Source organism: Vibrio diazotrophicus (genome assembly GCF_038452265.1).
GTDB lineage: Bacteria > Pseudomonadota > Gammaproteobacteria > Enterobacterales > Vibrionaceae > Vibrio > Vibrio diazotrophicus.
The window spans coordinates 1,733,859-1,756,724 of the sequence record NZ_CP151842.1 but is presented as its reverse complement, the minus strand read 5'-3'; the positions used below and the strand labels follow the sequence as shown (position 1 = coordinate 1,756,724).

Here is a 22,866-nt window from a genome sequence, read left to right as displayed (position 1 = left end):
CGCGTGAATCTTGCTTCCTAAAACCGAGTGAAGAACAAGTATAACGACATCATTAGGCTAAAGTGTTAGAAAAATAAACGAGTTAAGAAACATTTGATTTTTTTGGAGGACTCTGTGAAAAAAATTTTGCTCATCATTAGCTCGTTAATTTTAGGAGGCTGTTTGGGAATGCCGCAAACAGTAAAGCCTGTTACTGACTTTGAACTTCAAAACTACCTTGGCAAATGGTATGAAATAGCACGTTTAGACCACTCTTTCGAAGAAGGATTAAGTCAAGTAACTGCTGAGTATTCTCTTCGTGATGATGGCGGAGTGTCTGTGCTAAACAGAGGCTATTCGGCAAGCGATGATGAATGGAAAGAAGCAGAAGGGAAAGCTTACTTTGTAAATAGCGAATCAGAAGGCTACCTCAAAGTTTCTTTCTTCGGTCCTTTTTACGGATCTTATGTGGTCTTTGCTTTAGAGCGTGACAATTACGACTATGCATTTATCTCTGGCCCTAATACTGACTACCTTTGGTTGTTGGCGAGAACGCCAACCGTAGAACCTGAAGTTATGACTAGTTTTGTCCAAATGGCGAAAGAGCGTGGTTTTGATACAGATAAGCTAATTTTTGTTGAGCAGGAATAAAACCTATTTGACTGAAATGCTATGCAAAGAGCTGTCTTAATATGCCGATGAAATAGAGATTAAAAATGATTAGAAAATACAGTGGTAACGACCTAGATTCCGTTATTGAAATTTGGCTCGCGGCTTCGATTAAAGCTCATAACTTTGTACCGGAAGATTTTTGGCGCTCGCAAATAGGCAATATGCGTGAGATCTACATTCCTGCTTCAGAAACCTATGTTTATGAACTTGACTCTGAAGTTGTTGGTTTTTATGCATTGTATGAGAACAACCTAGCTGCAATCTTTGTCAAACCAGAACTGCAAGGTAAAGGTATTGGTAAGCAACTCATCAATCACGCTAAAACTCTACGTCAAACAATAGACCTCAATGTGTACAAAGAAAACCAAGCGAGCTATGACTTTTATCGATCGCAAGGTTTCAAAGTGGTGAGCGAGCAAACCGATCCTCATACTGGACATCAAGAATTCACCATGAGTTTTAATGTGTAAGCGGTAAATGACTTTAAGCTGTGAATTATCCACTCTCTGCTGAGCTTGATTTGATGTGTTATTAAACGGGCTACAGCTGCAAAAAGGGTGGTAAACCTAACGCTAACGATTAGAATACGCGCTCAGAATAACTATCCGCCAGAAGACCACTATGATTCGTGACTACACCTTTGACTGCCTTGTAACTATGCCTCGCCATGAATTAGAAGAATTCAGCGTCAGAATGATCAGCAAAATGGTTCCTGAAGACGTAATGAATGAAATCTTTACGTTTGAACAAGAAGAAGTTGATAGTGAAGAACGCATGATGTCAGCGCGTTTAGATGCAATGCTGCGCATGACAGCCATTGCGCTAAGTGAAATTCAGCAAGCGTTTGATGATTCAGAAAATGCTAAACAGAACAGTGAAAGAATGACTCGCTTAGTTCTTTGGCACTTCTACGCAATATCTTTCAATTTGGAGCAAGCGATCACGCTTGAAACACATTGCGAACTGGTTGAACAGCTACTCGCTAAAGCGCCCGTCGATGCATTTGGTTGGGTCAATGCGCTTACAGAGCTGTTACACACTTATGCGGATATCAACGCAAAGCGAAATCCTCAAGATTAGATTAATTATCAAAGTCATTGGAAAATAAGGAAATATCCGTGGAGCTATACGTATATCAAGTCGACTCATTCACTTCTGAAGTTTTCAAGGGAAATCCTGCAGGTGTGTGTATTACCGATACCGTGCTAGAAGAATCGACAATGTTCGCTATTGCGGCTGAAATGGCGGTCTCAGAGACCGCATTTTTGGCGACAGACACAATGCAGTTACGTTGGTTTACTCCTGAGGTTGAAGTGAAGCTTTGTGGTCACGGCACCCTAGCGGTTGCGCATGTTTTGCAAGAGCAAGGGCTGTATCAAATTGGTGACTGTATTGAATTTAATACTCTATCTGGTGTGTTAACTGCTGAGTTGGGAACTGAAGATATTCATCTCTCATTTCCTGCTCCTGAATTAGAGATGGATGTGGAAATTGACCATCAACTCATTGAACGTTTAGGTATATCAACGTCTCAGATTGTTGATTACGGCAGCTTCGATTCTAAACAGTTAATCGTTGTTAATGACGAAGCACTCTTACATCAACTTAACCCCGATTTTAGTGGCTTAGTTAAACTCAAAGGTCGAGGTGTTGTTGTTACCGCAAAATCTATAGGTGATTTAGATTTCGTATCGCGATACTTTGCTCCTTGGGTAGGCGTTAACGAAGATCCCGTCACTGGTTCGGCACACTGTGCATTGAGTGTTTATTGGTCAAAAGTTCTCAATAAAACAAAGCTGAAAGCTTACCAAGCATCACATAGAGGTGGTTTTGTTGACGTAGAACAGATCAACGCCAAAACAGTAAAGCTTTCAGGAAAGGCGGTGACGGTATTACAAGGTCAGATGCGGGTTAGATAAAGCTCGTTTAGCGAACACCACCATCAACCATCTTACATTGATGAAAATGTGGGTAAGAATCTCTTATTTCCAGATGTTCCATATCGAAAATAACGTGTTCAATGTCGTGCTTTTTCGCATCAAAAAGCAGTCCAACCACACTGCCACTATGAGCAACATTTAACCCGTATAGGTCGTGTTTTTCGACGATGTTAAGTAGTTGTTCAAAGCGAGGTTTAGGCAAAATGATCTGGCTTTCGATGGCGCTTGCGGTTGCTGCTTTGCCAAGTAGACTTGGATTGTGACACCTAATGGCATCTGCCAGATCTGTATTCGCCGTATCTAATTTCAATGAAGAATTCATCAATGAATGACGGTGATCCACTTTGTGGTAAGCCGCAGTATCTAGCTGTATTGGGCTTTCCAATACCAACAAATTAAGATTTGTCATCGAACCGTATTGTGCCGCCACAACTCCTTGGTTGTGATCAAATAAGGTTAGGGCGTTGAACATGGTGCTGTCGGTAGGTTCGAGTTGAGCGCAAAGGGCAGCAAGGTGTTCTGCTGTGTAGTCACACTGAAAGTAGCGATAGGTCGCTGCCACCGTTGCCGCTGTATCGGCGGTACTGCTAGCCATACCTTTAGCAACAGGAATTGTGGATTGAAAATCGATCTTTAACTGTTGAGATTCAGCGCTTGGGATATTGAGCTGCTTTAGAGTTAACTCCAAAGCTTTGCGCATCATCGGTCTTTGATTACTAAGCGAAGCCAAGCCAGAGCTGACTTCGACGGTACTAAACCAATCAATAGGGCAAGACACCAACTTTTCACCGCCGGAAATCCATCCTTGAATCAACTCTCCGCACGAAGCTGGGCAGCTCGCTTCAGCCATGATTAAACACCTTTTTGAGGGCTGACACTAATCGTTCGTTCTCTGGTCTGGATTTAATCGCCACTCGGTAGAAGCTCTTATCTAAACCAATGTAGTTAGCGCAGCTACGAATCAAAATGCTGTGTTTCATTAGCTGTGCTTGCAGCGTCGACTGACTATCTGAGTGTTTAAAAAAGATGTAATTCGCCGAAGGTTTGTAGGGTTTGATTTGCTCAAACTGTTGCAATTCACCCAATAGATAACTTTGCTCTTTGGCAAGCCAGTCGTAGGTTGCTTGGTGATAGGTGATGAAATCAAATAGTACTTCTCCTGCCAATGCAGCAAGAGCATTTATTGTCCACGGTTCTCTTTGTTCTCGAATCAGTTGTAAAAGCTTTGCGTCGGAAGAGAGCATGTATCCCAAACGTAAACCGGGCAAGGCATAAAACTTGGTCAGTGAACGCAAAATGTAAAGATTGGAGTGACAGGGCAGATATCTACAAAGACTCTTAGTCTCGGGCATAAAGTCGAGAAACGATTCATCGACAAAGAGCTTGATGCCCATGACGTCACAGCGATTTAAGATTTCAATCAGCAAATCCGGATCGGGTTGCAGCCCTGTCGGATTATTAGGTGTACATAAGAAAAGGCAATCAAGATCCGGTGAAAGAGCGGTGAGAATACGTTTAGTAACGCGAAATTCTTCCTCTTCACGCAGCAAGTAGTTTGTGATTTTGCAGCCAACGCGTGTGAGTGCACGGCGATACTCGCCAAAACTCGGCTCAACGAGCAGTGCTTTTTGGGGCTTTACATATTGCGCCCAAAGAAATATCAGCTCAGTTGCGCCATTTCCAGCAATCACATGGCTTTGTGAACACTGATGGTGACGAGCCAACTGACGATGCAGCAGGTGGTAATCAATATCGGGATATTGCTCTAAGCGTGATAAGTTTTCTACAAGTAGATGCTTTAATCCTCCGGGCATACCCAGAGGATTGATGTTTGCACTGAAATCAATGACATCGCTGGGTGCGAGACCAAATTGATTTGCCATTTGCAGGACATTACCGCCGTGTTGTCCACTTATCGCCATATTAGTTGCCTTTAAGCTATATCGAGTTGAATTTGTGTTAGCTCGTTAATTTAACGACATGGGCTTAAACAAAAGTGTTGCATGTTTCTGTACAACGCCGCCAATCTCAATTAATGCTGGCGCAAATTAACATATTTGAAAATTCCGCAATAGCAATAAATTACCATTTGTATGTTTTCATCGACTCTGTAAGATGCTGTTTTAAATACTTGTTTAGGTTAGCATCACAAGTTATTACCTTGAAGATGACAGTTTTGTAAACATTCATTGTCATGGTAGCCTGATTTTACTTACAACAAGCCTATAGTGAAATTTAACAACAGGATATGTAGTAGTTTTAATTATCGAAACAAAACATTTCAATTTGGTTATGCCCTAGAACGGGTATATATCCCTCATGGGATTACGGAAGTGAGGTGAGAATCCTCCGCAGCCCCCGCTGCTGTAATGCTGACGATTTGGTTACACCACTGTTTTATCCTTTAAAACGGGAAGGGACCAATAAGGTTGACGCTAAGCCAGAAGACGAATCAAGTTGAACTCAATCAATAACTCCTTCGGTGGGAAGAGAGTGAGAGAAGCAGGTTCCTGACACCAAGATCCTACGACTTTTCAACCGCCTACCGTCCATTCAGAAACGTAATTGAAAGTGGACTATGAAAGCATTACTTATAGCGGGTACAAACAGCGGAAGCGGTAAAACAACATTCACATTAGGTTTATTAAGAGCCTTATGTCGTCGTGATCTTAAGGTTCAGCCTTTTAAAGTGGGCCCAGATTACATTGATACCGCGTGGCACACCAAAGTTGCCAAAGTTCCATCGCATAATTTAGATTCCTTCATGCTCGATGAGGAGACTGTAAACGCTTTATTCCATCAACAAACACAAAATGCGGATATCGCTGTGATTGAAGGTGTCATGGGATTATTCGATGGCTATGGTACAGATCCATACTATTGTAGTAGCGCGGGTACAGCTCGAGCTCTATCTTGCCCTGTTATTTTGGTTGTTGACGGCAAAGCTATGTCGACATCGGCCGCAGCTATTGTTATGGGGTTCCAACAGTTTGGTAAAGAGATCAACATTGCAGGGGTTGTCTTCAACAACGTTAATTCCGATGGTCACTACCAACTTCTAAAACAGGCTGTAGAAACCTATTGTCATATTCCTGCGTTTGGCCGGTTACCTAAGCTACCCAATGTTGAACTTCCTTCTCGTCACTTAGGTTTGATGACCGCACAAGAATCACAAAATATGGATTCTCAATGGGATGAGCTGGCCGATGCTATTGAGCAGTATGTCGATGTTGATGGATTGCTTAGTGTTGCTCGTTCTGAACTTCATCAAGGTTCTTCTCACACGGTTTATCAAACGATTGAAGGTAAGGGAAAAGGACTGACCGTCGCAGTGGCGATGGACAAAGCATTTAACTTCTATTACCAAGCTAACCTCGATTTGTTAGCCAGCAGTGGAGCTGAAATCCTATTTTTTAGCCCTCTGGCCGACTCTAAGCTACCTGAATGTGATTTAGTATATATCGGCGGTGGCTATCCAGAGTTATACGCTGAGGAGTTGTCGAAAAATACCTCGATGCTGCAATCGATTTTTGCAGCTCATCAAGCCAATTTGCCAATTTATGCTGAATGTGGTGGTTTGATGTATCTGGGTAGTTCGCTGTCTGACAGTGAAGAAAAAACCTACCCCATGGTTGGGATTTTATCTGGTCAAAGCATCATGACGAACAAACTGAGTCGCTTCGGATATTGCAATGCTAAAGCAGACATAGATACTTTGTTATGTGTTTCTGGCAATGAGTTACGCGGTCACGAGTTTCATTATTCTGATTTTTATACGGATATGGAACCGGCATTTACGCTTACTAAAGTTCATGAAGGTGAAGTGGTTGCAACGTGGCGGGGAGGCTATCAAGTTGGCAATACCTTGGCTATGTACTTGCATGTTCACTTTGCACAGTCACCAGAAATGTTACTTGAGTGGTTTGCAAGAGCGCGGAGCTTGTGATGGCGTTGAGCATTTATATCACCGCGTTCTTTATCGACCTGCTAATCGGTGACCCCCAAAGTTGGCCACATCCTATTCGGTTAATTGGTATGGCCATTTCCAATGTCGAGAAACGACTTCGCCACATATTCAAAAGTAAAGTGTGGCTTTACTTTGCAGGCGGGATTTTATGGATATCAATTGTGGTTACTGCCGGATTGGTTACCTGGGCGATAATTCATTTTTGTTATGGCATCCATTGGCTACTCGGCACGGGGGTAGAGGTATGGCTTGCATTCACAGTACTCGCGACAGGCTGCTTAAATGATGCAGCTCAAGATGTGCTTGCCCCACTGCGTACTCATGATCTTCCACAAGCTAGACTCAAACTTTCCTACATAGTAGGGCGTGATACCAGTCAACTGGACGAAAAACAGATCACCAGAGCAACAGTTGAGACCGTGGCTGAAAACACCGTAGATGGAGTCATTGCGCCACTATTTTATCTATTTATCGGTGGCGTTCCACTTGCGATGGTCTATAAAGCGGTCAATACGCTCGATTCTATGGTTGGTTACAAAAACGAACGATACAGAGAGTTGGGCTTCGTATCGGCTCGAATGGACGATTTAGCAAACTTCATTCCCGCTCGTCTCTCATGGCTGTTGTTTTCCTTATCAGCTGGCTTGTTAGGGGGCAATGGCAAATCTGCGTTCACAATCGGTTGGCGTGACAGGTACCAACATAAAAGTCCAAACAGTGCATGGTCTGAAGCAACTGTTGCAGGAGCGCTAGGCGTGCAACTTGGTGGCCCAAGCAGCTACTTTGGACGGTTAGTCGAAAAACCTTGGATTGGAGATAGCATTAGGGAGATAGAGCCTGAGGATATTGTTCAATCTATTCGTTTAATGTACTTAACGTCGACCTTAGCTCTGGTTCTATTTTCTGTTGCTTATTTCATTCTAATCTAGGGATAACCATTTGAACTCTTTCCACTGCAACAACGAAATCAATCGACGAATTTTGATATCAGTAATGAATTCTCCTCTAATCCGCCAAATTGTTTCGTTGCCACGATAAGTATTGGCTTGGCAAGTGTTCGTTTAAACCTGCAAAAGAGATTGATTCGCCGAACAAGACATATTAGTCTGCAGACGTCTATACATCTAAATAAAGAATATAAGGGAGTTTGTATGTCAGGTCAGCAGTTGGTTACCATATTAGATGGCGGAATGGGCAGAGAGTTGAAGCGTCGTGGTGCGCCGTTTCGTCAACCAGAATGGTCAGCGTTGGCGATGATGGAAGCGCCAGAAGTTGTCGGCGAAGTTCACCGCTCATTCATTCAAAATGGCGCACAAGTTATTACTACCAACAGTTATGCACTTGTGCCTTTCCACATCGGACAAGAGTGTTTCGATTCTCAAGCTGAGTTGTTGGCAGACAGAGCAGGCAAGGTAGCCAGAGACGCGGTCATTGCTGAAGGTAAGCAGACGTTAGTTGCGGGTTCTATTCCTCCACTGTTTGGCTCTTATCGTGCAGATCTCTATCAACCTGAAAATGCAGAAAAGATTGCGTCGCCACTTATCAAAGGGCTCGATGCTCATATTGATGTATGGCTAGCGGAAACTCAGAGTCTGATTGCAGAGTCCACTACGATTTATCAGAAGGTAAGGGCGCTGGGCACTGGAAATAAACCGTTTTGGGTTTCTTTTACTCTAGATGACAGTGAGAAAACGGAAGTACCAAAGCTTCGTTCTGGTGAGACGGTTAAGCAAGCGGTTGAAGCTATGGCTGCACTGAATGTGAACGCGATTTTGTTCAATTGCAGCCAACCTGAAATTATGGAAGACGCTTTGATTGTTGCAAGAACGACGTTGGAATCACTTGATGTAGAAGGGATTCAACTTGGCGTTTATGCCAACGCATTTCCTCCAACAACAAAAGATGCAACAGCAAATGATGGTTTAGATGAACTCCGTGATGATCTCAATCTAACCGTGTACGCAGAAATTGCAGACAAATGGCACAAACAGGGAGCGAGTTTGATTGGCGGCTGCTGTGGCATAGGTCCGGAACATATCAACGAATTGAGCAAACATTTTGCCGCTTACCTACGTTCATAAAAACTGAGTGGGCAAAAGAAACTTCAAATTAAGAGCAGTAAATTAACTAAACAATTTATTCGCTACTAATATCAGTTGGTTATAAGGGAGGGTTAACCTGCTTAGCTCTCCCTAACTTCCGTCTCATCATAAAGTCCTTTCTAACTGCTCTTAATAAGTGTGATCGAAAGGCAACATATCCCCCTTGATTCAGAGACTTGGTATTTAATCCTTGTTCAATAGGTAATGAATACCAATTGTGCTCTTTGCTAAACGAACATCTAATAGGTTTTGCTTAAATGTCTTATAGCAGCTAACTTCAATATAAATAACGTCTTAAAACTAAAAGATATGATGGATAAAACAGTTAAACCTGCGGATCACAATAAGATGTCATGCAAACAATGTTTAGAGAGAAAAGATCTTGGTTTTGATTTTACGATGGCGTTTCAGCCATTAATTCAATACTCGACCAAAACGATATTTGGTTACGAAGCTCTAGTTAGGGGAACACAAAATGAATCGGCCTTCTCTGTCATTGAGAAGGTGAATGATGAAAACAGATACCGGTTTGATCAACTTTGTCGAGTTAAAGCAATTGCTTTAGCGTCAAAGCTTAATATTGATTCTGTGTTAAGTATTAACTTTCTACCTAATGCTGTGTATCGACCTGAACTTTGTATTCGTACTACGTTAGAAGCCGCGAAGGAGTATAACTTCCCAATCGAAAACATCATGTTTGAATTTACGGAAGTAGAGAAAGTTAAAGATAATGAACACATAAAACACATTGTTGAGTGTTACAAAAACTTGGGTTTCAGAACGGCGATAGATGATTTTGGATCGGGTTACTCTGGGTTAAATCTTCTGGCGGGTTTTCAAACAGACATCGCTAAACTGGATATGGAGTTAATTCGAAACATAGATAAAGACCCTGTTAAACAAGTGATCATAAAACACTGTTTAGCTATGTTCGCAGAATTGAATATTACGCCACTTGCTGAGGGGATCGAGACCAAGGAAGAGATGATTTTCTTGAGAGATGCCGGTATCGATTTAATGCAAGGGTACTATTTTGCCAAACCCGGATTCGAATCCCTTCCTAGTGTCGATTTTACTCTTCTTTGATTTTGCTCTTTACAAGGCCTTTGCTTTCACGCAATAGGTCTTGTCATCACGTCTATTACTATTACCTACAATTTAAGTGATGTTAAAGATACTTTATTAATCGCTTAAGAGATGTAGTTAAAGTGTGCCATGTCACAACCGATACGTTGTGCAGTTGTCATCACAGATGAGAACGACTCACCTTTATAGCTTGCTTTAGGCGCTTTGCTTTTGATTTTGTTTTCAGTTGTGAAAAATGAAGTAATGAAGTTAGCAAATTTAGTTGCTAGACGTTTTGAAGCTTGGTTTTCAATATTTAAAGTGTTCATTACGCAACCTCGACTTAGTATCTATTTCTATTTTTTTGAACTAGACAATGAAGCGAAACATTCTTGACGCCTTCATTGTGATCGTGTTCACACTTTATGCCTAAATATGATCGAGATCAATAGTCTAAAAGCTGTTTTTTTTGAAGTAAAACGGCTTTTCATTTAATTAACTAATAAATACAAATAGTTATATGTATAAAAATATTTTAATGTACTCAAAAATAGTTGATTGAAAGCGAGTCGCTTTCACGACGACTTCTGTGTCCACTCTCATATTTTCCTAAGGGACAAAATCTAGTTCTACTTAAACTGTCGACATGTTGATTGTTTCCAACACGTCGTCTAACTTGCCAATGTTAAATCTAATTTAAATATTATTATTTAAATACATATAGATAGAGTAAATATATTGAATTATTGAAACGATGTAGGGTTTATACCTTAGTCTAATTTGTCGACAATTGTCTTGATTGTCGACAATCTGTGCATCTATAGTGTGTTCATTCCTTAGCGGGCTTCCTATAAAGAACTCGCAAGTACGATTAAGAAGACATGATGAACAGTGAATTGAGAAAGCCGCTTGTTGGTGAAAAAGAAAATACCAAGTCGGAAAACCTGACTGAATATTTGATTGAAGCGATTGTAGAAGGTCAGATTGCTCCCGGTAGCAAAATCTCTGAACCTGAGCTCGCAAAGCGTTTTGAAGTAAGCCGTGGGCCTTTGCGTGAAGCCTTAATGCGCATCGAAGGTTTAGGCTTAATCGAGCGCATCCCGCATGTTGGAGCGCGCGTTATTCAATTCTCATCAGAAAAACTGGTTGAGCTGTATGCGGTGCGTGAAGCATTGGAAGGTATGGCAGCTCGACTTGCTGCACGCAATATCACCGAAATCGAAATTGCAGGCTTAGAAACACTATTGTCGACACATTCGGCACATATTGATCAAGTTGACGGTGCTTCTTACTTCCACCAGCAAGGTGATTTTGACTTTCACTATCGCATCATTAAGGCAAGCCGCAATAGTCAGCTCGTTTCTTTACTCTGTGATGAGCTTTATCACTTGCTGCGCATGTATCGATATCAGTCGCCTCGTGCACAGTCTCGTCCTGTTGAAGCGTTGGACGAACACAAATTTATCCTGCAAGCGATTCGAAATAGAGATGAAGAGCTGGCAGAAATGCTGATGCGTCGCCACATATCAAGAAGCCGACGTTTAATAGAACAACAGATTCTAAGCGAAGCTAAAGATCTAGATTAAGGAGAATCACATGTTAAGCCCAGGAGCAAAGTTTCGACTTGCAGTGAAAACCAGTAACCCATTGCAGATTGTCGGCACTATAAACCCATATTGCGCCATGATGGCAAAAAAATTGGGTCACCAAGCGATATATCTTTCCGGTGGCGGTATCGCTAATGCGTCATACGGATTACCGGATCTTGGCATCACCACACTCAATGACGTGTTGGTTGATGTTGACCGCATTACCAACGCGTGTGATTTGCCTCTTCTCGTGGATATTGATACAGGCTTTGGTGGCGCTTTCAATATTGGTCGCACCATTAAAGCAATGGAAAAAGCAGGTGCTGCTGCGGTTCACATGGAAGACCAAGTGGCGCAAAAACGTTGTGGTCACCGTCCGAATAAAGCCATTGTCAGTTTGGAAGAGATGGCAGATCGCGTAAAAGCAGCGGTTGATGCTCGCTATAACCCTGAATTTGTCATCATGGCTCGCACTGATGCGCTTGCGGTTGAAGGTATGGATAGTGCCATTGAACGTGCCATCGCTTGTGTGGAAGCTGGTGCAGATATGATCTTCCCAGAAGCTATGACGGAACTTCAACAATATGAGCGTTTCTCAACAGCTCTGCATTCAGCAACAGGTAAACACGTTCCAATTCTTGCCAACATTACTGAGTTTGGCCAAACGCCTTTGTACAACTGCGAAGAGTTGGCGAAATCAAAAGTCGATATGGTGCTTTATCCACTGAGTGCATTCCGTGCAATGAACAAAGCAGCTGAGATGGTGTATAGCCACATTCTGGAAAATGGTAATCAGGAAGCCTTACTCGATAGCATGCAGACCCGTAAAGAGCTGTATGAATATCTGAACTACCACAGTTACGAAGTCAAGCTAGACCAACTGTTTAGCAAGTAGACGTAATTAAAAATTAATCCCTATTAATTGTCTTGCAGTGAGTAGGGAAGTCCAAGAAAACTGAAATAGTGTTTAGACAAGGCTTTTAAATAAGCAAAGAAACATAGAAAACGTGAAGCCTGCGTTTTCAAAAATAATCCAATAACGTGAAACCGCTGAGCTACAGCACCCATGAGGTGGACCCAAGGAGGTCGGCTTTTACAGCCCAAAGCAAAGCGACAAAAGGAGTTCAACATGCCTCATTCCCCTAAAGGAGAGCTAGGCGGAGCTGGCCTACGTGGTCAAAGTGCTGGAAGCACCGCTTTATGTACGGTTGGTAAAACAGGTACAGGTCTAACTTACCGTGGTTACGACATCACAGATTTAGCCAACAATGCACAGTTTGAAGAAGTTGCTCACTTACTGTTAGTCGGGCATCTGCCGAATCAAACTGAATTAGACCAATACAAAACCCGTCTGATTGGCTTACGTGGTTTACCACAACCTCTAAAAGATGCACTTGAATTAATTCCGGCAGACGCTCATCCAATGGATGTAATGCGTACTGGTTGTTCAATGCTCGGTAACTTAGAAACTGAACAAGATTTCTCACAACAAGTTGCCGCTACAGAACGTATGTTAGCCTTGTTCCCAGCCATCATCTGCTATTGGTACAGATTCAGCCATGACGGCGTACGCATTGATACCGAAGACCGCAGCGAAGATTCGATTGGCGGTTATTTCTTAAAAATGTTGACTGATAAAGCGCCAAGCGATTTGTTCAAACAGGTAATGCATACCTCGCTTATCGTTTACGCAGAGCACGAGTTTAATGCTTCAACCTTTGCTGCCCGTGTTTGCGCTTCTACTTTATCTGATTTGCATTCGTGTGTGACAGCTGCAATCGGCACGTTACGTGGACCACTGCATGGTGGTGCAAACGAAGCAGCGATGGAAATGATTGAGAACTGGCAGACACCGGATGAAGCAGAACAAAACATTCTGCGCATGCTGGCCAACAAAGACAAAATTATGGGCTTTGGTCATGCCATCTATCGTGAAAGCGACCCGCGTAACGCGCTGATCAAACGTTGGTCAAAAGAGCTTTCTGAATTCGTTGGTGATAAACAACTTTACGCCGTTTCAGAGCGTGTTGAAGCCGTGATGAAACGTGAAAAAGACTTGTTCTGTAACGCGGATTTCTTCCACGCCTCGGCTTATCACTTTATGGGCATTCCAACCAAGCTATTCACGCCAATATTTGTGATGAGTCGTTTAACGGGTTGGGCTGCACATGTGTACGAGCAACGTGCGAACAACCGAATTATTCGCCCAAGTGCTGATTACACAGGTCCTGAGCATCAAGATTGGGTTCCAATCGAAAAACGCAGTTAACAGCATAAAAGGCGCTGTGCTTGTAGGGAGCAGCGCCTTGTTTCATACACCATAAAGTCACTCCTAAAAAATTCGATAGGACGGAGTGAGAAGGAAGAAGCGATGAACAATACTTATAAAAAAACGCTTCCGGGAAGCCAGATTAGTTATTTTGACACTCGTGAAGCCGTTAATCAGATATCTCCAAATGCTTACGAAAAGCTGCCTTATACTTCGCGCGTGCTAGCGGAAAACTTAGTACGCCGATGCGATCCTGAAACATTAGTCGACTCACTGAAGCAGATTATTGAACGCAAACGCGATATGGACTTCCCTTGGTATCCAGCACGCGTTGTGTGCCACGATATCTTAGGACAAACAGCATTAGTTGACCTTGCTGGACTGCGTGATGCGATTGCAGATCAGGGCGGTGACCCAGCCAAAGTTAACCCAGTGGTTGAAACTCAACTGATCGTTGATCACTCTCTTGCTGTTGAACATGCCGGATTCGATCCAGAAGCCTTTGATAAAAACCGAGCGATAGAAGAGCGTCGTAACGAAGACAGATTCCACTTTATCGAATGGTGTAAAACCGCATTTGAGAATGTCAGTGTTATCCCGGCGGGTAATGGCATCATGCACCAGATTAACCTAGAAAAAATGTCGCCAGTGATTCAAGTCAAAGATGGCGTGGCATTTCCTGATACCTGTGTGGGCACTGACAGTCATACGCCACACGTGGATTCATTGGGCGTGATTGCCATTGGTGTTGGTGGGTTAGAAGCTGAAACCGTGATGCTCGGTCGTCCTTCCATGATGCGCTTACCTGACATCGTAGGTGTGAAACTGATTGGTAAGCGTAAATCGGGCATTACCGCTACGGACATCGTGCTGGCTATTACTGAATTTCTGCGTAATGAAAAAGTGGTCTCGTGCTACTTGGAGTTCTATGGTGAAGGCGCCAAAGATCTTACCATCGGAGACCGTGCCACTATCTCTAACATGACGCCAGAATACGGTGCGAGTGCGGGTATGTTCTACATCGATGAGCAGACCATCAACTACCTAAAACTGACTGGTCGCGATGCCGAGCAAGTTGCATTGGTTGAGCAATACGCAAAAGGAACCGGATTATGGGCTGATAGTCTTGAAAATGCAGAATATGAACGCGTTTTGGAGTTCGATTTATCCAGTGTAGAACGCAACTTGGCAGGTCCTTCCAACCCACATCGTCGTCTACCTACTTCTCAACTGGTCGCTCGAGGTATTGCTGGTAAGTGGGAAGAAAAAGAGGGTGAGATGCCAGATGGCGCAGTGATCATCGCTGCAATAACTTCCTGTACCAACACCAGTAACCCTCGCAACGTGGTTGCTGCCGGTTTGCTGGCAAAAAAAGCCAATCAACTTGGACTTGTTCGTAAACCTTGGGTGAAAACTTCGTTTGCACCAGGTTCAAAAGTAGCAAAGCTTTACTTAGAAGAAGCGGGTTTGCTCCCTGAATTGGAACAGCTTGGGTTTGGTATCGTTGGTTATGCCTGTACGACTTGTAATGGTATGAGCGGCGCGTTAGATCCAGTGATTCAGCAAGAGATCATTGACCGTGACTTATACGCTACTGCGGTATTGTCTGGTAACCGTAACTTCGATGGTCGTATCCATCCTTATGCCAAACAAGCATTTTTAACGTCTCCACCGCTTGTGGTTGCTTATGCTTTAGCTGGAACCATTCGTTTTGATATTGAACGCGACGTGCTAGGTCATGACGCAAACGGCAATCCAATCTATCTCAATGACGTTTGGCCAAGTGATGAAGAGATTGACCAAGTCGTTGGTCAACACGTTAAACCAGAGCAGTTTAATCAAGTCTACATTCAGATGTTTAAACTGGATGACGCACAAAAGAGCAGCAGCCCTCTGTATGACTGGCGTCCGATGAGCACATATATCCGTCGACCGCCTTATTGGGAAGGCGCGTTAGCAGGTGAGAGAACTCTAAAAGGTATGCGTCCATTAGCGGTATTGGGTGACAACATCACTACTGACCACTTATCGCCTTCGAATGCGATCTTGGCATCCAGTGCGGCAGGGGAATACCTGACGAAGATGAATGTACCGGAAGAAGATTTTAACTCTTACGCGACACACCGTGGTGATCACTTAACCGCGCAACGTGCAACCTTTGCTAACCCGAAACTGTTTAACGAAATGGTGAAGGAAAATGGTGAAGTGGTGCAGGGCTCACTGGCTCGTATTGAACCAGAAGGCAAAGTGACTCGTATGTGGGAAGCGATAGAAACCTACATGGAACGCAAACAACCGCTGATTATTGTCGCTGGTGCAGATTACGGGCAAGGGTCATCACGAGACTGGGCTGCCAAAGGCGTTCGTCTTGCGGGCGTTGAAGCGATTGTCGCAGAGGGCTTTGAGCGCATTCACCGTACTAACTTAGTCGGCATGGGCGTATTACCGCTGCAGTTTAAAGATGGTGTAAATCGCAACACTTTAGCTTTGGATGGTACTGAACTATACGATGTGGTGGGTGAGATTAAACCGGGTGTGGATTTGGCATTGGTCATTACCCGCAGTAACGGCGAAAAACTGGATGTGGCGGTAACCTGTCGCTTAGACACCGCCGACGAAGTCAATGTGTATAACGCCGGTGGCGTATTACAGCGTTTTGCACAAGATTTCCTAGCGCAGTAGGAGGTAGAGAATGGCTTCTCAAATCAAAGTTCCTGCTACCTACATGCGTGGGGGAACCAGTAAAGGCGTATTTTTTAGGCTTGATGACTTACCAAAAGCCGCGCAAGTCGCGGGTGAAGCGCGCGACAAACTGCTGATGCGCGTTATCGGTAGCCCAGATCCTTATGGCAAACAAATTGATGGCATGGGCGGCGCTACTTCAAGCACGAGTAAGACGGTAATTGTGTCGAAAAGCGAACGTGCTGACCATGACGTTGATTATCTGTTCGGTCAGGTGTCTATCGATAGTCCGTTTGTCGATTGGAGTGGTAATTGCGGCAACTTGTCTGCAGCTATTGGGCCGTTCGCGATTCATGCCGGTCTCATTCCTGAATCGCGGATTCCTGATAACGGCATTGTCGAAGTGCGCGTGTGGCAGGTGAATATCAGCAAAACTATCGTCGTTCATGTACCTATCGTTAATGGAATGGTTCAGGAAACGGGGGATTTTGAACTGGACGGAGTGACTTTCCCAGCCGCTGAAATTCAGGTCGATTTTATGGACCCAGCGGACGGTGAAGGTTCGATGTTCCCAACAGGTAACTTGGTGGATGATTTAGTTGTGCCTGATATCGGTACACTCAATGTCACCATGATCAACGCTGGAATTCCGACGATTTTTGTCGATGCTGCTGCCATTGGCTATCAGGGTACTGAGCTGCAAGATGACATCAATAACGACGTTAACGCGTTGGCTATGTTTGAAAAAATTCGTGCTTATGGCGCGTTAAAAATGGGTTTAATCCAAAATTTAGAAGAGGCGAAAACTCGCCAGCATACGCCTAAAGTAGCGTTTGTTGCTAAGCCGAAAACGTATCAATCGTCGAGTGGTAAAACCGTTCTAGAGTCAGATGTTGATGTACTGGTTAGAGCGCTCTCTATGGGTAAATTGCACCACGCAATGATGGGGACAGCTGCCGTCTCCATCGCTGCGGCGGCTTGCGTGCCCGGCACCTTAGTCAATTTGGCTGCAGGTGGTGGAGAAAAACAATCTGTTACTTTTGGTCACCCGTCCGGAACATTAAAGGTAGGTGCAAAAGCCAGTGCGACAGAACAAAACGGCTGGAAAGTAGAAAAAGCCGTGATGAGTCGCAGCGCACGAGTGTTAATGGAAGGCTGGGTAAGAGTTCCCGCTGAAACCATCGAAACTTGTTAAGCCAGAACATTATTCCAAGTTGCCTTTGGCGATAAAACTTGGGGTATAAAAAGGAGAAGCACAATGTCTGCGTATTTGAAGGAATATCTATGGGCAAAAGAGCAACCGGAATCGTTCTGGCATGCGCAAGCCCAGAAAATCGATTGGTTTGAATTTCCGCAAACTATTTTAAAGAAAGACGAAAACGGCATCGAACGCTGGTATCCCGATGGGTTGCTTAATACGTCTTGGCTTGCATTGGATTATCACTGCGAGCAAGGTCGAGGCGACCAAACCGCACTCATTTATGATTCGCCTGTGACAGGTAAAAAACAGCGTTATAGCTATTTCGCATTACGTGACACTGTAGCGCGTATCGCTGGTATGCTGGCTGACCAAGGGGTCACAAAAGGCGATCGAGTGATTATCTATATGCCGATGATCCCGGAAGCAGCCATGGCGATGTTAGCTTGTGCGCGTCTTGGAGCAATTCACTCTGTGGTATTCGGTGGTTTTGCACCCAATGAGCTTGCTGTTCGTATTGAAGATGCAGAACCGAAAGTGATCATGACCGCTTCGTGCGGTATTGAAATCAATAAGGTCATTCCATACAAGCCTATGGTCGATAAAGCGATCATGGATAGCCGCTGGAAACCCGAAAAAGTGGTGGTATTCCAACGTCCTGAATGCTTAGCCGATCTCGACAACGAGCGCGATTTAGATTGGAGTGCACAGTACGAGAAAGCATTGCCTCATGCCTGTGTACCAGTGTTGGCAACAGATCCTCTCTACATTCTTTATACCTCAGGTACCACGGGCAAGCCTAAAGGTGTGGTTCGTGATAATGGTGGACACGCCGTTGCCATGAAGTACTCAATGAGCTGTATTTACGATATGCCGCAAGACGGCGTATTTTGGGCTGCGTCAGATGTGGGCTGGGTGGTAGGGCATTCCTACATTGTGTATGCGCCGCTTATTCATGGTTGCACGACGATTTTATACGAAGGTAAACCAGTAAGAACACCGGATCCGGGCGCTTTCTGGCGTGTTTGTCAGGAATACAAGGTGACGGCTTTGTTCTCCGCACCAACCGCTTTTCGTGCCATTAAGAAAGAAGACCCGAATGGCGAACTTTTAGAGAAGTACAATCTGAATCATCTGAAAACCATTTTTATGGCTGGTGAGCGATTAGATCCTCCAACGCTAGAATGGGTACAAGAGAAAACCAACAAACCCGTTATCGATCACTGGTGGCAAACCGAAACAGGCTGGGCAATTGCGGGTAACCCGACAGGTATTGAATTAATGCCTGTGAAAGCTGGCTCTGCGACTAAGCCAATTCCGGGCTATCAAGTTGAAATCTTGAACGAAGTGGGAGAGGTTCTTCCTCCCAATCAACAGGGTTTTGTGGCACTAAAAAGACCGTTACCACCAAGTTGTTTGACCACAGTTTGGCGTAACCATGATCGATTCGAAACAGGTTATTTAGCTCAGTTCCCTGATTACTATGTCTCGGGCGATGGGGGTTATCTGGATGAAGACGGATATCTGTTCATTATGGGACGAATCGATGATGTGATTAACGTTGCCGGACATCGACTCTCGACTGGCGAGATGGAAGAGATTGTTGGTGCCCACCCAGCGGTTGCTGAATGTGCGGTTGTCGGTGTGCATGACGAACTCAAAGGCCAGCTTCCATTAGGCTTGGTTGTGTTGAAAGACGGTGTGAAAGTTGATCTCGAATCGCTGGAATCTGAACTGGTCAATAGTGTTCGTAGCCATATCGGTGCCGTCGCATGCTTTAAACATGCCTTGGTCGTGGAGCGTTTACCGAAAACACGTTCAGGAAAGATATTGCGCCGTATTATCCGTCAGATCGCAGACGGAGAAAGTTACACTGTCCCTTCTACCATTGATGACCCAAGCAGTTTGAATGAGTTAGAGAAAATTCTGCACGTTTAATCTGCTGTTGTTGGTACATATTTTCTACTTCTATGTTCATGGCGAACATTTGTGCTCCGATATCGGAGCACTTTTTTTGCCCTTGATTCTCCACCTTTCTCTTCTCCGGCTCGACCCTAAAAAATTTACACTTTGAAACATATGTAAAAACAGAGAGTTAGTGCTTAACGCATAAATTCTATGAATCTATAGGCTTTACATATAATAAGCATTACTTATTATATGTAATAACTTGTTACATATACCATCCTGTAAATCTCAAAAACATCCAACATAGGTAATGTTATGACAACTCCATCGATAGGGTATTTGCTTTGGGACGTGACGCGCATCGTACGAAAACGCTACGAATCTGCGTCGAGTTCTACATGCTTAACGCTCGCTCAAGCAAAAGCTTTGTCGCATATCGCTTGTCGCCAAGGTGTTAAACAGGTCGATTTGGCGGAAGTGTTAGACATCAAACCTATGACGTTAGTCAGAGTGATCGACTCACTGGTCGAGGAAGGTTTTGTTGAAAGACGTCCTGACCCTACAGACAGACGTGCTCATCTCATCTATTTGCTTCCGGCAGCGGATGAGCAACTTAAAAAAGTGAAAAGTGTCGCCAATGGTATCTGGGCAGAAGCGCTGGGCGGTCTTTCAGAACAAGAAATCGAGCAGTTTGTTAAAACGCTCAATCATATACATAGCAATCTTTCTTTAGAAAACAAACCAAAGTCTTAATTTTCAGGAACACCTCGTATGTCTAATTCCAAACCAGAGCATGAAAAACCGGTTTCAACATTAGTGCCTAAATCGCGTCGTAAAACCAAGCGTGCCGTTATGCTCTTTCTCGTCCCTTTACTGGCTGTAGCTGGCGGTGTCGCCATTTATCTGCATGGCGGTAGATATGTTGAAACAGAAAATGCTTATGTTAAAGCGGACAAAACATCGATCACTTCTGAAGTATCTGGTCGTATTGTTGATGTGCCAGTGGAAGAGAACCAGTTAGTGAAAGCAGGAGACTTGCTGCTTCAAATTGACCCGACGTCATACAAAATTGCCGTCGAACAAGCTCGCGCCAATTTGAATGATGTAAAGACCACGCTAACGACTTTGAAAGCAGAATACCAAAGCAAACTGGCTAACATTGAAGTATCAAAAAGCCAGCACGAATACCTGAAGAAAGAAGAAAAGCGTCAACTTGATCTGCTCAAGAAAAAGTACACCTCTCAATCTCAATATGATTCAGCTCGTCAAAATACGCTGCTGGTTGAGCTTGAAGTGAACGCGCTTAAAAAAGGGTTAAAGCAGGTTGAAGAGAGTCTGGGCGGTGATGTGAACGCACCCATCGAACTTCACCCTAAATATCGTGCAGCGGTAGCGGCGTTAGATAAAGCGGAAAATGATCTTGCGCACGTAAACCTTTATGCGCCTGCTGATGGTGTGGTGACAAAAGTTGTGGAGAAAGGTCAGTACATTTCACCGGGAAGCTTAGCAATGATGTTGGTGTCGGATTCAGACATCTGGATTGAAGCAAACTTTACCGAAACTGAATTAACACACGTGAAAACCGGTCAAGATGTTGAAGTGAAAGTGGACTACGCACCGGGCTTTACTTGGAAAGGTAAAGTAGAAAGCTTAAGCCCTGCAACAGGTGCTGAGTTCTCGGTTATTCCAGCACAGAACGCAACGGGTAACTGGGTGAAGATCGCTCAACGTTTACCAATCCGCATTCGTTTAGAGCAAGAAGAAGGTGCGCCGAAACTGCGCGCTGGTTTAAGTGCCGTAGTCACTGTCGACACTCATTATCAACGTAACCTGTCACTGTAAGTGGAGTTAGACGATGAATAGTCACGTCGAAGCAGTGCCGGAAGAAGAGCCAGCCAGTAAGCGCGCATTTATCACACTTTCTGTGATGCTTGCGACCATTATGCAGGCACTTGATACCACGATTGCCAACGTTGCTCTGCCTCATATGAAAGGCACCATGAGTGCAACGCAGGATCAGATCTCATGGGTTCTGACCTCTTACATTGTCGCTTCAGCCATTGCTATGCCGTTAACCGGTTTTGTTGCAGCGCGTATTGGTCGTAAGCGCTTGTTTTTGTTCTCAGTGGTGGGCTTTACCTTTGCTTCTGTGCTTTGTGGTGCTGCGCAATCGCTGGAACAAATCATTTTGTTCCGTCTGTTACAGGGTATTTTCGGCGCTAGTTTAGTTCCGCTATCACAGTCAGTATTGCTTGATACCTACCCGACAGAACAACACGGTTCCGCTATGGCGATGTGGGGTGTGGGGGTTATGGTTGGCCCAATCTTAGGGCCATCATTAGGTGGTTGGTTAACGGAGTATTACAACTGGCGTTGGGTATTCTACATCAACGTACCGTTTGGCATTATGGCGTGGTTGGGTATCGCAGCTTACGTAAAAGAGACCAAACTCGACCCAGACCGCCGTTTTGACCTGTTTGGTTTTGCACTTTTAGGTATTGCGATAGGCAGCTTACAGATGTTCTTGGACAGAGGAGAATCACTCAACTGGTTCTCAAGTCTTGAAGTGATCATCGAGGCTTCTTTGGCTGTTCTGACCTTCTACATGTTTGCCGTACATATGTTTACCCATAGAGCGCCGTTCCTTGACCCTATGATGTTCAAAGATCGAAACTACGTGGTTGGCTTGCTGTTCGGCTTTATGATTGGGGTTATTTTGCTGGCAACGATGGCTCTGCTACCGCCGTTTTTACAAAACTTGATGGGTTATCCGGTATTGGATGTCGGTCTATTACTGACGCCTCGTGGTTTCGGTACGATGACAGGGATGATGATTGTCGGGCGCTTATCAGGAAAGGTGGATCTGCGATATCTCGTGACCATTGGTTTGTTACTGATGATTGTTTCGCTGTGGCAAATGACCAAGTTCTCGGTAGACGTTACGCGCTGGGAAATTATCTGGACAGGTACCGTTCAGGGGCTGGGTTTGGGTTTGGTGTTTGTGCCGCTGTCGACATTAACCTTCTCGACTTTAGCTCCTCGCTACCGCAATGAAGGTACTGCGTTATATAGCTTGGTTCGAAACATCGGCAGTAGTATCGGTATATCTTTGGTGACAACCTACTTGTCGCATCGAGTGCAAATTAACCATGCGGTTTACGCCGAACACATCAACCACTTCAACCCAGCGTTACAAGATGCGGTTCAGAAGGGTGTTTATGATCTTTCAACCACGACAGGATTGGTGAATTTGAACAACATGGTAACTAAGCAAGCGTCTATCTTTGGTTATCTGCAAGATTTTCGTTTTATGATGTACGTGTGCATCTTCATGCTGCCTTTGTTGGTCTTGTTGCGCAGGCCGGGAGCCAGTAAATAACGTCTAGTAACAGAAACGTCCTTAGTTGGACGTTTTTCTTTTTTAGTTTCAAATAACCGCAGTTAGAAGTGCTCTTTTGAACGTTATCTTATAAAATCCGAATAAGCTTATTTTTT

General features: G+C 44.1%; 20 protein-coding genes and 1 riboswitch. Of the genes, 17 read left to right on the top strand and 3 right to left on the bottom strand.

The window, feature by feature from the left end; translation table 11 throughout:
- Window positions 1-114 precede the first annotated feature (114 nt).
- The 4 genes from AAGA51_RS07985 to AAGA51_RS07970 all read left to right on the top strand — a co-directional run bounded on the left by AAGA51_RS07985 (window position 115) and on the right by AAGA51_RS07970 (window position 2,570).
- A complete protein-coding gene (locus AAGA51_RS07985; RefSeq protein WP_042482236.1) occupies window positions 115-630 on the top strand; it encodes a lipocalin family protein in 516 nt (171 codons plus the stop codon).
- Between the two features lie 65 nt (window positions 631-695).
- Window positions 696-1,121, top strand: coding sequence for an N-acetyltransferase (locus tag AAGA51_RS07980; RefSeq protein ID WP_042482237.1), 426 nt, complete (start codon window positions 696-698; stop codon window positions 1,119-1,121).
- A 151-nt stretch (window positions 1,122-1,272) separates the two neighbouring features.
- Window positions 1,273-1,731: a hypothetical protein gene (locus AAGA51_RS07975; protein ID WP_042482238.1), complete on the top strand. Its 459-nt coding sequence runs from the start codon at window positions 1,273-1,275 to the stop codon at window positions 1,729-1,731.
- Window positions 1,732-1,769: 38 nt separating this feature from the next.
- The gene (locus AAGA51_RS07970; RefSeq protein WP_042482239.1) at window positions 1,770-2,570 is read left to right on the top strand and encodes a PhzF family phenazine biosynthesis protein; all 801 of its coding nucleotides are present in this window, start codon (window positions 1,770-1,772) and stop codon (window positions 2,568-2,570) included.
- Between the two features lie 7 nt (window positions 2,571-2,577).
- Here the strand turns inward: AAGA51_RS07970 and AAGA51_RS07965 are convergent, their stop codons facing one another.
- Window positions 2,578-3,441 carry a GHMP kinase gene (locus AAGA51_RS07965; RefSeq protein ID WP_042482240.1) on the bottom strand — a complete coding sequence of 288 codons (864 nt, stop codon included), beginning with the start codon at window positions 3,439-3,441 and terminating at the stop codon, window positions 2,578-2,580.
- On the bottom strand, window positions 3,434-4,513 hold the full coding sequence (cobD, locus tag AAGA51_RS07960; RefSeq protein ID WP_042482241.1) for a threonine-phosphate decarboxylase CobD: 1,080 nt from the start codon (window positions 4,511-4,513) through the stop codon (window positions 3,434-3,436). Before cobD ends, AAGA51_RS07965 begins: the two co-directional genes overlap by 8 nt.
- Window positions 4,514-4,861: 348 nt before the next feature.
- A riboswitch (cobalamin riboswitch) is annotated at window positions 4,862-5,062 on the top strand.
- A 107-nt stretch (window positions 5,063-5,169) separates the two neighbouring features.
- On the opposite strand from cobD, the gene AAGA51_RS07955 reads away from it, so the two are divergent.
- The 4 genes from AAGA51_RS07955 (at window position 5,170) to AAGA51_RS07940 (ending at window position 9,746) form a co-directional block, all read left to right on the top strand.
- Window positions 5,170-6,537, top strand: a complete 1,368-nt coding sequence (locus AAGA51_RS07955) for a cobyrinate a,c-diamide synthase (RefSeq protein WP_042482242.1) — start codon at window positions 5,170-5,172, stop codon at window positions 6,535-6,537.
- Window positions 6,537-7,487 carry an adenosylcobinamide-phosphate synthase CbiB gene (gene cbiB / locus AAGA51_RS07950; protein ID WP_042482243.1) on the top strand — a complete coding sequence of 317 codons (951 nt, stop codon included), beginning with the start codon at window positions 6,537-6,539 and terminating at the stop codon, window positions 7,485-7,487. Before AAGA51_RS07955 ends, cbiB begins: the two co-directional genes overlap by 1 nt.
- A gap of 222 nt (window positions 7,488-7,709) precedes the next feature.
- On the top strand, window positions 7,710-8,639 hold the full coding sequence (locus AAGA51_RS07945; RefSeq protein WP_217995499.1) for a homocysteine S-methyltransferase family protein: 930 nt from the start codon (window positions 7,710-7,712) through the stop codon (window positions 8,637-8,639).
- A gap of 369 nt (window positions 8,640-9,008) precedes the next feature.
- Window positions 9,009-9,746: an EAL domain-containing protein gene (locus AAGA51_RS07940; RefSeq protein ID WP_255209362.1), complete on the top strand. Its 738-nt coding sequence runs from the start codon at window positions 9,009-9,011 to the stop codon at window positions 9,744-9,746.
- Between the two features lie 104 nt (window positions 9,747-9,850).
- On the opposite strand, the gene AAGA51_RS07935 is transcribed toward AAGA51_RS07940, so the two are convergent.
- Window positions 9,851-10,054 (bottom strand): hypothetical protein, encoded by a 204-nt coding sequence (locus AAGA51_RS07935; protein WP_042482245.1) that lies wholly within the window; start codon window positions 10,052-10,054, stop codon window positions 9,851-9,853.
- 552 nt (window positions 10,055-10,606) lie between these two features.
- Here AAGA51_RS07935 and AAGA51_RS07930 point away from each other — a divergent pair.
- The 9 genes from AAGA51_RS07930 to AAGA51_RS07890 all read left to right on the top strand — a co-directional run bounded on the left by AAGA51_RS07930 (window position 10,607) and on the right by AAGA51_RS07890 (window position 22,750).
- Entirely contained in the window at window positions 10,607-11,311 is a 705-nt protein-coding gene (locus tag AAGA51_RS07930) for a GntR family transcriptional regulator (RefSeq protein ID WP_042482246.1), read from the top strand.
- 10 nt (window positions 11,312-11,321) lie between these two features.
- On the top strand, window positions 11,322-12,209 hold the full coding sequence (gene prpB, locus AAGA51_RS07925; RefSeq protein ID WP_042482247.1) for a methylisocitrate lyase: 888 nt from the start codon (window positions 11,322-11,324) through the stop codon (window positions 12,207-12,209).
- Window positions 12,210-12,443: 234 nt separating this feature from the next.
- Window positions 12,444-13,583, top strand: coding sequence for a bifunctional 2-methylcitrate synthase/citrate synthase (gene prpC / locus AAGA51_RS07920; protein ID WP_042482248.1), 1,140 nt, complete (start codon window positions 12,444-12,446; stop codon window positions 13,581-13,583).
- 102 nt (window positions 13,584-13,685) lie between these two features.
- Complete coding sequence (gene acnD, locus AAGA51_RS07915) at window positions 13,686-16,265, top strand: Fe/S-dependent 2-methylisocitrate dehydratase AcnD (protein ID WP_042482249.1); 2,580 nt, start codon at window positions 13,686-13,688, stop codon at window positions 16,263-16,265.
- Between the two features lie 10 nt (window positions 16,266-16,275).
- A complete protein-coding gene (gene prpF, locus AAGA51_RS07910) occupies window positions 16,276-17,460 on the top strand; it encodes a 2-methylaconitate cis-trans isomerase PrpF (RefSeq protein ID WP_042482250.1) in 1,185 nt (394 codons plus the stop codon).
- 63 nt (window positions 17,461-17,523) lie between these two features.
- On the top strand, window positions 17,524-19,401 hold the full coding sequence (locus AAGA51_RS07905; protein WP_042482251.1) for a propionyl-CoA synthetase: 1,878 nt from the start codon (window positions 17,524-17,526) through the stop codon (window positions 19,399-19,401).
- 285 nt (window positions 19,402-19,686) lie between these two features.
- Entirely contained in the window at window positions 19,687-20,124 is a 438-nt protein-coding gene (locus tag AAGA51_RS07900) for a MarR family winged helix-turn-helix transcriptional regulator (RefSeq protein ID WP_042482252.1), read from the top strand.
- Between the two features lie 18 nt (window positions 20,125-20,142).
- On the top strand, window positions 20,143-21,213 hold the full coding sequence (locus AAGA51_RS07895; RefSeq protein ID WP_042482253.1) for an HlyD family secretion protein: 1,071 nt from the start codon (window positions 20,143-20,145) through the stop codon (window positions 21,211-21,213).
- A 13-nt stretch (window positions 21,214-21,226) separates the two neighbouring features.
- Window positions 21,227-22,750: a DHA2 family efflux MFS transporter permease subunit gene (locus AAGA51_RS07890; RefSeq protein ID WP_042482254.1), complete on the top strand. Its 1,524-nt coding sequence runs from the start codon at window positions 21,227-21,229 to the stop codon at window positions 22,748-22,750.
- Window positions 22,751-22,866: the final 116 nt, after the last annotated feature.